Source organism: Methylobacterium nodulans ORS 2060 (assembly GCF_000022085.1).
Lineage (GTDB): Bacteria > Pseudomonadota > Alphaproteobacteria > Rhizobiales > Beijerinckiaceae > Methylobacterium > Methylobacterium nodulans.
This window is the reverse complement of record NC_011894.1, coordinates 4,459,286-4,469,915: the sequence shown is the minus strand read 5'-3', so window position 1 is coordinate 4,469,915 and position 10,630 is coordinate 4,459,286. Positions and strand designations below refer to the sequence as shown.

General features: G+C 72.3%; 10 protein-coding genes. 7 read left to right on the top strand and 3 right to left on the bottom strand.

All coding sequences use genetic code 11. The features are described 5' to 3' along the window. Positions 1-41 precede the first annotated feature (41 nt). On the top strand, positions 42-518 hold the full coding sequence (greA, locus tag MNOD_RS20815; protein ID WP_015930932.1) for a transcription elongation factor GreA: 477 nt from the start codon (positions 42-44) through the stop codon (positions 516-518). 72 nt (positions 519-590) lie between these two features. Further along, the gene (locus tag MNOD_RS20810) at positions 591-1,088 is read left to right on the top strand and encodes a hypothetical protein (protein WP_015930931.1); all 498 of its coding nucleotides are present in this window, start codon (positions 591-593) and stop codon (positions 1,086-1,088) included. A 71-nt stretch (positions 1,089-1,159) separates the two neighbouring features. On the opposite strand, the gene MNOD_RS20805 is transcribed toward MNOD_RS20810, so the two are convergent. Next, positions 1,160-2,086: an amino acid--[acyl-carrier-protein] ligase gene (locus MNOD_RS20805; RefSeq protein WP_015930930.1), complete on the bottom strand. Its 927-nt coding sequence runs from the start codon at positions 2,084-2,086 to the stop codon at positions 1,160-1,162. Positions 2,087-2,122: 36 nt separating this feature from the next. After that, positions 2,123-3,331, bottom strand: coding sequence for an acyl-CoA dehydrogenase family protein (locus tag MNOD_RS20800; protein ID WP_015930929.1), 1,209 nt, complete (start codon positions 3,329-3,331; stop codon positions 2,123-2,125). A gap of 302 nt (positions 3,332-3,633) precedes the next feature. Here MNOD_RS20800 and MNOD_RS20795 point away from each other — a divergent pair, with 302 nt between their 5' ends. The 5 genes from MNOD_RS20795 (at position 3,634) to MNOD_RS20775 (ending at position 9,905) form a co-directional block, all read left to right on the top strand. After that, a complete protein-coding gene (locus tag MNOD_RS20795; RefSeq protein WP_015930928.1) occupies positions 3,634-3,912 on the top strand; it encodes a phosphopantetheine-binding protein in 279 nt (92 codons plus the stop codon). Positions 3,913-4,897: 985 nt separating this feature from the next. Further along, positions 4,898-5,713, top strand: a complete 816-nt coding sequence (locus MNOD_RS20790) for a WecB/TagA/CpsF family glycosyltransferase (protein WP_015930927.1) — start codon at positions 4,898-4,900, stop codon at positions 5,711-5,713. Next, on the top strand, positions 5,710-7,152 hold the full coding sequence (locus tag MNOD_RS20785; protein WP_015930926.1) for an acyl-CoA synthetase family protein: 1,443 nt from the start codon (positions 5,710-5,712) through the stop codon (positions 7,150-7,152). The genes MNOD_RS20790 and MNOD_RS20785 overlap by 4 nt, the downstream gene beginning before the upstream one ends. 75 nt (positions 7,153-7,227) lie before the next feature. Next, positions 7,228-8,487: a TetR/AcrR family transcriptional regulator gene (locus tag MNOD_RS20780; RefSeq protein ID WP_015930925.1), complete on the top strand. Its 1,260-nt coding sequence runs from the start codon at positions 7,228-7,230 to the stop codon at positions 8,485-8,487. A 167-nt stretch (positions 8,488-8,654) separates the two neighbouring features. Further along, a complete protein-coding gene (locus MNOD_RS20775; RefSeq protein ID WP_015930924.1) occupies positions 8,655-9,905 on the top strand; it encodes an acyl-CoA dehydrogenase family protein in 1,251 nt (416 codons plus the stop codon). Here MNOD_RS20775 and MNOD_RS20770 read toward each other — a convergent pair whose 3' ends face one another. After that, positions 9,906-10,592, bottom strand: coding sequence for an RluA family pseudouridine synthase (locus tag MNOD_RS20770; RefSeq protein WP_015930923.1), 687 nt, complete (start codon positions 10,590-10,592; stop codon positions 9,906-9,908). It abuts the gene before it with no gap. Between the last annotated feature and the right edge of the window lie 38 nt (positions 10,593-10,630).

Below are 10,630 nucleotides of genomic sequence, written 5' to 3'. Positions count from 1 at the left end.
CGTCCTGCCGGGCCGATTGCTTGTGGTGTGAGACGAGAACGATGGAAAAGGTTCCGATCACGATCCGAGGATTTGCGGCTCTGGAGCAGGAGCTGAAGCACCGCCAGCAGGTGGAGCGCCCCCGGATCATCCAGGCGATCGCCGAGGCGCGGGCGCTCGGCGATCTCTCGGAGAACGCCGAGTACCATGCCGCCAAGGAAGCGCAGTCCCTCAACGAGGGCCGCGTGCTCGAACTGGAGAGCCTGATCTCGCGCGCCGAGGTGATCGACGTGGCCAAGCTCTCGGGCTCGAAGGTGAAGTTCGGCGCCACGGTCCAGCTCATCGACGAGGACACCGAGGAGGAGAAGACCTACCAGATCGTCGGCGAGCCCGAGGCGGACGTGCGCTCGGGACGGGTCTCCATCACCTCGCCCGTCGCGCGCGCGCTGATCGGCAAGGGCGTCGGCGACACGGTCGAGGTCTCGACGCCGGGCGGCGGCAAGTCCTACGAGATCGTCGGCATCAGCTTCTCCGGCTGAGCATCGCGGCCCGGCCGGGTCGTGCCGGGGCCGGAATCGGACGCTTCCCGACAACGAGCGGAGAGACCGAGGATGAGGCGCTGGTTCACGGCCGCGGTCGCGGCCTTCGTCCTCGCGTCCGCCGGCGTGCCGGCGGACGCGCTGGACGGCCAGACGCGGTTCTCCGCCGTGCGGGTCGACGTGACGCCCCTGCGCGCCCGCGGGCTCGGCGGCTTCGCCGAGACGGTCGCGGGCGACCTCCAGGCGGCACTCTCGCGCATCTTCGCGGACCGCCTGGGCGGACCGGGACCCGTCCTGGTCGTGCGGGTCTCGGGCGTCTCGCTCAACGCCTATGCGGGCAGCGACGGCCGCTTCGGCCATGGCGGCGGGGCCACGAACACCGATTACCTGGACGGCGAGGCCCTGGTGATCGGGCGCCGCGGCGAGGTGCTGCTGCGCCATCCGCAGCTCTCGGCGACCCCGGCCAGCTCCGGCGGCGCATGGTACGATCCGGCCTCCGAGCGGCGCCGCGTGGCGGCGCTCGCGGAGCATTACGCTTGGTGGTTGCGGCGAGGCCTGGGGCTCGATTGAGGCGCCGGCCGTGAACCCCTCTCCCGATCGGGAGAGGGGTTCCCCGCGCTGCCCGCGCCAAGCCGGCATTCTCACAGCGCCAGCGTCTCCCTGACCGCCTGCGGCCATTCCGCGACCTCGAGCCCATGCGTAGCGAAGAGCGCCACGGCGAGCCGGTCGATGCCGAAGGCGACGCAGCCCGTATGGGCCGGCGCGCCGGACGCGTCGCGCAGGTTCCAGGTCGTGCCGAAATGCTCGCGGTGATAGTTGAAGCTCATGCAGGCGGTGGCCGGGCCGTCGCCGCGAAGCGGCACCAGCAGCTCGAACTTCAGCGCCTGTTCCAGCTGGTTGAGCGCCATGAGCTGGCCGACGCGGCCGAAGAACGGATCGCTCGCCTGGGCCACCTCGTAGGCGAGGCCCAGCCGGTCGGCGAGGCCCTTCGCCGTCTCGAGCCAGCGCTGGCGGAAGTCCTGGATCTGCTCCGGCGTCCCCACGCGGACATATTCCCGCATCCGGAAGGATTGCAGCCGGTCGAGATCCCTGGAGGGTTCGCGGCGGAAGCAGTCGCAGGCGACGTCGAAGCGGTAGCCCCGGGCCGGCACCGCGCCCCGCGCCGCCGCGATCGGGTAGACCGGGTAGCAGGCGGCGGGCGTCAGCACGAGGTCCGCCGCCGCGAGGGATTCGGTCCAGTCGCCGCCCGCATAGTGCCGGTCGACGGCACCCCGGATCTCCGCCTCGCCGCCCTCCAGGCAGGACACGCAGCCGAGGAGGTTGGGGAAGCTCTTGAGATAGCCGTGCGTCTCGATCTGGTGCCGGCTCATCACGGGCGGGAAGCGGAAGACCTCGGTCCCCTCCTCGCGCTGGCGCGAAATCAGGGCCTGGAGCGCCTCCACCACCGCCTCGTAGCGGCCGGTGCGCGCATAGACGCCCTCCGCGCCCATCGGACGGAACAGCCCGTCGAACAGGCTGTCGAGGGCGTCCACAGCCGGCAAGGCCGGCTTCCTCCAGTTCATGGTCATGGCGTCACGCCGCTCCGGATCGGATGAGGGAAGAATTCAGTCCCGGAGCGAGGCCGGAACCGTGGACAGGAGGCTCGTCGCCGCGAGATTCGCGGAGATGCGGTCGTTGTGGATCATGATCGGCGCTGACAGGATGTCGCGCAGCGCGCGCCCGATGCTGAACGGGCCGTCCTGGCGGTAGCCGGCGAGCCCGCAGGCCCGCATCGCGCTCGACACCGTGGCGAGCGCGAGTTCCGAACTCTCGACCTTCAGCATGGTGATGGCGGTCTGGAAATCGAGGCTGCCGAGCGCCTTCGCCTCGCCGGCCGCCGCGTAGCGGTCGAGGGCCTGGGTGATCAGCCCGCGCAAGCTGCGCAGCGACGAGGCCGCCTTGCCGCAATGGGCCGCGCCGGGCGGCATCTGGCCGCCCGCGCCGCGGGCCGCCTGCCGGGTGAAGGCCTGCGCCCGCTCCACCGCGCCGGCCGCGATGCCCGCCCAGGCACTCGACCACAGGATGTGCGAGACCGGCGTCATCGTCTCGGCGTGGATGGTCTGGTAGGGCACGGCGAGCACCTGATCGGGCAGGCCGCGGGCGCGCAGGCGGAAGCCGTAGCTGCAGGTGCCGCGCATGCCGAGCGTCTCCCAGCCGCTCAGGCGCTCCAGGGTGTAATCCTCCTTCAGGAACACCGCGAGGACCTGATCGGATGCGGCCGCATCGGGCGCACGGCGCGCCGTCGTGACCACGCCGTCCGCCTCGGCGCCATAGGAGATCACGGTCGCGGCCCGGTCGAGGGTGATGAAGCCGCCGTCCCGCTCGATGGCGGCCGCGCTGGAGCGGAGGTTGCCTCCGCCCTGACCTTCCGTCGTCGAGGAGGCGAGCAGGAGCTGGTCCCGGCAGAGCCGCCGCAGCAAAGCCTCCTGCCAGGGCTGCCCGCGGCCGTGATCGACGATGCAGGCGACCTTGGTCAGGTGCATCGCGTAGATCATCGCGGTCGACGCGCAGGCGCGGCCGAGCGCGTAGCAGACATCTGCAGCCACGGCGAGGCTCGCGCCCTCGCCGCCGAATTCCGCCGGGACGATGAGGCCCATCAGCCTCTGCGCCTTGGCGGCCTCCATCGCCTCGACGGGGAAGCGGCCGTCGCGGTCGACCGCCTCCGCCTGAGCCGCGGCGATGCCGGCCACCATCAGGGCGCGAAGGCCCGGCTCGACGGAGGTGGCCGTCTCCTGCGCCAGCACGGCGCCGGCGGGAATGGTCTGGATGGTCATGCTGATCCTCGCTCGCTCGATGCCGCGGCCGCGCGCCCGCTCACGCCGGCGGGTTGCAGGGCTGCTCCTGTGATGGCCGTAGTCTGAACCCGAAACCCCGAGGCATCCTGATGCGACGTCCGGACAACATTGTTTCCGACTTGCAAACTCTCGGATGCGCAGAGAGCATTAAGTCTGACTTGCACTGATCTCCGACGAAGAGATTCGTCCCGTGCCCGTGCACCATCTCGAAAGGCCGGCGCGCCAGAGTGGCGTGCGCCAGAATGGCGCCGGAGCCCCACCGAAGCGCGAGAGGTCCATCGATGCCCGAGAGTTCGCCCCCCGACGTCGCCGCACGCACCGCCAGCCTGGTGCAGGGCATACTGGCTCAGAAGGGCATCGACCGGACGCCCGAAGCCGATACCATCCTGAGCGAGGTCGGGCTCACCTCCCTCGACCTCGTCAACCTGATGCTGGCCATCGAGGCGGAGTTCGACATCACCATCCCGGCGAGCCATCTCAGCCCGCAGAGCTTCCGCACCCTGAACACCATCACGGAGATGGTCCGGGCGGTCCGCGGCACCGCCACCCTCGCCGCCTGACCTTGCGGCCCGCCGAGGGGCGGCGGGGTGCTGCCCGGCCGCCGCTGCCGGCGGCGACCCGCCGGCGCTCGACCCAACTTCCTCCATGCGGCCCATCGGGTGCCTCCAGGTCGGACACCTGCCCCAGCCTGCCCCGCTTCCGATCGGCATCCTGGCGATTCTGTCCCGGGATGGAGCGGAGCGGACGCCGGAGCGGCGCCACGCCGGAGGAATTGCAAGAGAGGGTCCACCGGCTGATCCGGCGTCCGGACGATCGGTCGGAGACCGGATCACAGGGTCTCCGCCCTGTCCCGGATTCTCCGCCCCTTCGCGCTCCCTCTTCCCCGGACGACTGCAGCGTCAGCGGAAGGAGATCCAGGAACCGGCACGGTGGATTGCCGCGCAGCGGCTCCGACTTCCAGCGCCGCTGGTGACAAGCGGGCGCTGCGCGACGTCCTGTGCTGGATCCCGGGTCGCATTCCGCTGCCGCTGCATGCGCCCGGGAAAGGGAGAGCGGGCGAGAGGAAGCCGGGCGAGACGATCGTCTCCGGGCGCGTCAGACGGACGTCGTCCCGTGGGCCGGTCGCGCGGTCTCGGAATGGAACAAGTCGATTCCCGTTTTGGCGCCGCAGCGGCGGATGGGATCACAGCCCCGCGTGGTCCAGCGGCGCCTCCGGGACGGCTCGTCGGAACTCCAAGTCCTTGATCCATCATCCGTCGTGACCGTGAGTCGGACCCGGTCGTCCCTGGGCATGGGCCAGGAGCGCGGTTCCCGAACACGATGTCCGAGGCCGCTTCGCGGTGGTTTCCGTCTTGCTCGTCCCCGCCCAGGCGGCGGTCGATGCCAGGACGGATGAAGCGCGCGATGGACCTCCTCTCGAGACGCGGATCGGTACGCAACGGGCCGGCGGAGCCCTCCAGCCGGGCGTGCCCGCAGACGCAGCCCGGACCAGCCGCGCCCGGCGCGGCCGACCGGTCCGGTGCCGCCTGATCCGCGGAGGCGTCGATGCGCGTCGACCTCCTCGGCCTTCCGGTCGATCTCCTCAGCCGAGACGAAACCCGCATCCGCGCGCTGGCCGCCATGCGGGGCGATGCGGCGCCGTGCCGGCATGCCGCGCTCAACGTCGCCACGCTCGTCGGCGCCCGGCGGGACGGCGCGCTCGCCCGCGAGCTGCGCGAGAGCGATATCGTGGGCGTCGACGGCGCCGGGATCGCGCTCGCGCTCTGGCTCAAGGGCTGCGGCCGCGTCGCGCGGGTTCCTGCCCTCGACCTGTTCGAGAGCCTCGTTGGCGCCTGCGCCCGCGAAGGGCTGCGGCCCTTCCTGCTGGGCGCCAAGCCCGACGTGGTCGCCGATGCCGCCCGCAGCCTGCGCCGCCGCCATCCTCGGCTGGTGCTCGCAGGGCTGCATCACGGCTATTTCCGGCCCGACCAGGAGGCCGAGCTCTGCCGCCGGATCGCCGCGAGTGGCGCCGATGGGCTGTTCGTGGCGCTTCCGGCCCCACAGCAGGAGGGCTTCCTGCGGCGGCACCGCGAGCACCTCGACGTCCCCTTCGTGATGAGCATCGGCGGCGCCTTCGACGTCGTCGCGGGCCGGGTCCATCGCGCCCCGCCCCTCGTCCGGCGGATCGGTGCGGAATGGGCCTATGCGCTCGTCCAGGAGCCCGGCCGCCTCGCCGGCCGCACGCTGCGCACCAATACCGCTTTCGCCGGCCTGCTCCTCGCGGCCGCCCTCCGCCGCCTCGCCGGTCCGGCGGGCGCGCGCCCGACCCGCTGCGTCCGCGCGCAGCCGGCTGTGACCACGACCACGAGGAGAAGATCATGAACGCCCTCGACGTCGCCCCCCATGCCCTCGCTCACCTGCCCCACGGCGCCCGGCAAGGACTGGCCCGGACGCTGCGCGCAATCCCGGCCGGCCTGCGCTACGGCAGCCCCTACCGGACCTGGCGCTGCCGGATCCGCCGGGCTGCGTCCGATCCGGCCTTCGCGGCCCGCGCGCAGGATGCCGCCCTCGTCACGCTGATCGACCGGGCGCGGTTCGGCAGCCCGGCCCACCGCGAGCGCCTCGGCCCGGCCCTCGGCTTCGGCTCCCTCGACGCGGCGGCGGTGCGGGCGGCCTGGCACAGGGTGCCGGTCCTCAGGCGCGCCGACGTGCTGGATCTCGGCCGGCGCCTCTGCGCGACCGATCCCGCGCGCCTCGACGCATGCATCCTCGGCGATGGGGCGAGCCGGCCGCTCAGCATCTTCCTCGACCGCGGCCGCGAAACCGTGACGCTCGCCTTCCTGCACGAGGCCTGGGCGCGGGCCGGCTTCGCCCCGCATGACACGCGGGCGGTGTTCCGCGGCCTCGATCTCAGGGGACCCTCGCACATGCAGGAGGAGCCGATGCGGGGCGAGCTGCGCCTCTCGGTCCTTCACCTGTCCGATGCGGTCATGGAGGGCTACCGGGAGGCGATTCTCGATCGGCGCATCGCCTTCCTGGACGGCTACCCCTCCGCCCTCGCGACCTTCGCCGCCTTCCTGCTGCGGCGGCACGGCCCTCTGCGACAGATCCGGGGCCTGCTGCCGACCTCGGAGCGGCTCGCCGCACCGCTGCGGGCGATCCTCGAGCGCGCCTTTCCGCAGGCCGCCCTCGCCCCCGTCTACGGCCTGCGCGAGAAGGCAGCCTTCGCCACCGAGGTGCCGGGCGAGCCCGACACCTATGCGTTCGATCCGCTCTTCGGCCTCACCGAACTCGTGGACGCGCAGGGCCGGCCGGTGACGCGCCCAGGGCAGAGCGGATTCCTGCTCGCGACCGGCCTGCTGTTTCCGGGGATGCCCCTGATCCGCTACGAGACCGGCGATCGGGCCGAACTCGTCGAGGCGGCGAGCGCGGAGAACGGGCGCCGCCTGATCGTGCGCCGGATCCGCTCCCGGCAGGAGCCGGACGAGGTCGTGGGCCGGTCCGGCCGTTCGATCCCGCTCTCCGGCCTGTTCCCGACCGACGACGCGCTCCTCGGCGTCTGCACCTTCCAATTCGTGCAGGAGGAGCCGGGCCGGGTCACCCTGCACGTCGTGCCGAGCAGCGGCCCGCTCCCCGACTTCACCGGCACGCTGCTGCGGGTGAACCGGGCGCTGGCGGGCGAGCTCGAGCTCGACCTCGCGATCGTGAGCCGGATCCCGACGACGCTGCGCGGCAAGCGCCGGATGTTCGACCGGCGCCCGAACTCGGCCCATGCTTCCGTGTCCGCGGGCGACAGGACCGGCGCGCGCCGGCACGCCTGAGGCTCTGCGTGCGGTCCGCGGCAGGGCAGGCGGGCGCGGCTTGTCACGCTCGGGTCCCGCGTGCTCAATCGCCCCATGCCCCGATCCCTCGATCCGATCGACCCGCCCGCCGCCCCGCCCGGGCCGGAGGCGCCGCGCCAGACCCGGCGCTACGCGCAAAAGCGGGACGCGATCCTGCATGCGGCCGTCGCCCTCTTCAACGAAGCGGGCGTCAAGGGTGCGACGCTCGCCGACGTCGCGCGCCGCGTCGGGCTGATGACGAACAGCGTCACCTATTATTTCCGCCGCAAGGAGGATCTGGCCGCCGCCTGCTTCCTGCACACGATCGCGGTCCTCGACGGGCTGGTGGCCGAGGCGGAGGCGGAGCCCGATCCGCCCGCCCGGCTGCGGCACCTCCTCGACCGCTACTTCGCCAAGCGTGCCGCCGTGGCCGCGGGCGAGGAGCCCGACACCGCCGTCCTCAACGACGTGCGCGCCCTGCCCGAGCCGCAGGCCGAGGCCGTCTTCGCAGCCTATGCGGACCTGTTCCGCCGCCTGCGCGGGCTGTTCGACGGCGCGCAGTTGGAGCGCGCGGAGCGCAACGCCCGCACCCATCTGCTGCTGACCGTGATCCATTCGGTGCGGCTGTGGATCGACCGCTACGAGCCGCGGGATTACGGGCGGGTGGCCGCGCGGGTGAGCGACCTCCTCACCGGCGGCCTCGCCGGGCAAGCGGCGCGCTGGGCGCCCGGGATCCTGCCCGAGGCGCCCTGCCCGCCCGAGAGCGAGGTCTCGCCCGAAGCCTTCCTGCGGGCGGCCACCATCCTGATCAACGAGCAGGGCTACCGGGGCGCCTCGGTGGAAAAAATCTCCGGGCTCCTCAAGGTGACCAAGGGCTCGTTCTACCACCACAACGACAACAAGGACGACCTCGTCGCCAACTGCTTCGCCCGCAGCTTCGCGCAGATCCGGGCGGTGCAGGATGCCGCCGATGCGGCGGGGGGCAGCGGCTGGGAGCGCCTCAGCACCGCCTCGGCCACGCTGGTGCGCCGCCAGCTCGGCCCGGCGGGGCCGCTCCTGCGCATCACCGCCTTCAGCGCCCTGCCGGAGGGGCTGCGCACCGAGACCCGCCGCACCATGAACCGGCTCGCCGAGCGCTTCACCTTCTGCCTTGTGGACGGCATGGCGGACGGCTCCGTGCGGGCGCACGACCCCGGCATCGCCGCGCAGCTCGTCAGCAGCATGATCAACGCCGCCGCCGAACTCCCCGCCTGGGTGCCCGGCGTGACGCCCGAATCGGCGGCCGACCTCTACGCGCGCCCGCTCTTCCTCGGGCTGTTTGCGCCGCCCCCATAGAAAGAGCGGTACGCTCGGGAGGAGATGCGCCGGATTTCCCGTCCTGTGCGGCTGAAGGCATCGGGCGCCATTTTCGAAAAGCTGGTTCTGCTGACCGCCGGATGGCGCTAGGGTCGCCCGATCAGCACCGGGGCCTTCCGACCCCGGGCACGGGAGGAGGCACGCCCATGGATTTCACCCTCTCCGACCGGCAGCGGCACTGGCGCGACCGGGTGGTCGCCTTCATGGACCAGCATGTCCGCCCGGCCGTGCCGGTCTACAAGGCCGAGATGGAGGGCTTCGGCACGGAGCGCTGGCAGCCGGTGCCGGTGATCGAGCGCCTGAAGCCGCTCGCCCGCGCGGCGGGGCTGTGGAACCTGTTCCTGCCGCCCTCGCCCCAGCACGACGAGGGCGAGTACCGGGGCGCGGGCCTCACCAACCTCGACTACGCGCTCTGCGCCGAGGAGATGGGCCGGATTCCCTGGGCCTCCGAGGTGTTCAACTGCTCGGCGCCGGACACCGGCAACATGGAGGTGCTGCACCGCTACGGCTCCCCGGCCCAGAAGGAGCGGTGGCTCAGGCCCCTGATGGCGGGCGAGATCCGCTCGGCCTTCCTGATGACGGAGCCCGAGGTCGCCTCCTCGGACGCCACCAACATCGAGACCCGCATCCGCCGGGACGGCGACCATTACGTGATCACCGGCCGCAAGTGGTGGTCCTCCGGCGTCGGCGATCCGCGCTGCGCGATCGCGATCGTGATGGGCAAGACCGACCTCGACGCGCCGCTCCACCAGCAGCAATCCCAGATCCTGGTGCCCCTGGACACGCCCGGCGTGACGGTGGTGCGGATGCTGCCGGTCTTCGGCTATGACGACGCCCCCCACGGCCACGCGGAGGTGATCCTCGACGACGTGCGGGTCCCGGCCGAGAACCTGATCCTCGGCGAGGGCCGCGGCTTCGAGATCGCGCAGGGGCGGCTCGGCCCGGGGCGGATCCACCATTGCATGCGGACCATCGGCGTCGCTGAGGAGGCGCTCGCGGCCATGTGCCGCCGCCTCCTGTCCCGCGTCGCCTTCGGCAAGCGCATCGCCGACCACTCGGTCTGGGAGCAGCGCATCGCCGAGGCGCGAATCGACATCGAGATGACCCGCCTCCTGTGCCTGAAGGCCGCCGATATGATGGACAAGGTCGGCAACAAGGGCGCGAAGCTCGAGATCGCGATGATCAAGGTCGCGGCTCCCCGCATCGCCCTCCGGGTCATCGACGATGCGATCCAGGCCTTCGGGGGGGCGGGCGTCAGCAGCGATGCGGGCCTCGCCTATGCGTATGCGCGCATCCGGACGCTGCGCCTCGCCGACGGTCCGGACGAGGTGCACAACCGCTCGATCGCCCGGCTCGAACTGGCGCAGTACGGCAACCGGGAGCGTGGCAAGGCCTGATCACTCCGCCCATCCGCAGGCCGAAAGGCCCGGCCGGATGTGCGGCGGCACCGGCGCCGCCACCGCGATCGCCGGCTTCTTCGGGTAGAGCGGCAGGGTGAGCGCCCGGGCGTGCAGCTGCAGGCCCGGACCGCCCTGGCGCGGCGCGACGCCGTAAATGGCGTCGCCGCGGATCGGCCAGCCCATCGCCGCGCAATGCACGCGCAGCTGGTGAGTGCGCCCCGTCACCGGCTCGAGTTCGAGCCAGGCGCTGCCGTCGGGACCGCGCCCGCGCAGCCGCCAGCGGGTCAGGGCCGGATCCCCGGCGGGGTCCGGCTTCATCCACCAGCTGCGCGGATCGTCCGAGCGGCGGGCCAGCGGCAAATCGATCGCCCCTTCCTCCGCCGCGGGCATGCCCTCGACCAGCGCCCAGTAGGTCTTGCGGACCTCGCAGCCGGCGAAAAGCCCGCCGAGGCGCGCCAGCGCCTTGGCGTGGCGTCCGAGCGCAAGGCAGCCCGAGGTGTCCCGGTCGAGGCGGTGCGCGGCTTCCGGCCGGCGCGGCAGGCCGAAGCGCAGCGCGTCGAGGTGCTGGACCAGCGTCTCGCCGCCCCGGGGGCCCGGATGCACCGGCAAACCCGCCGGCTTATCGATGACGAGCACCAGGGCATCGCGGTAGAGGACCCGCGAGACTATGTCTTCGACGATCATGGCGGCCCCGTCGCCGTTGGTGGAGAGAATGAGTCCGG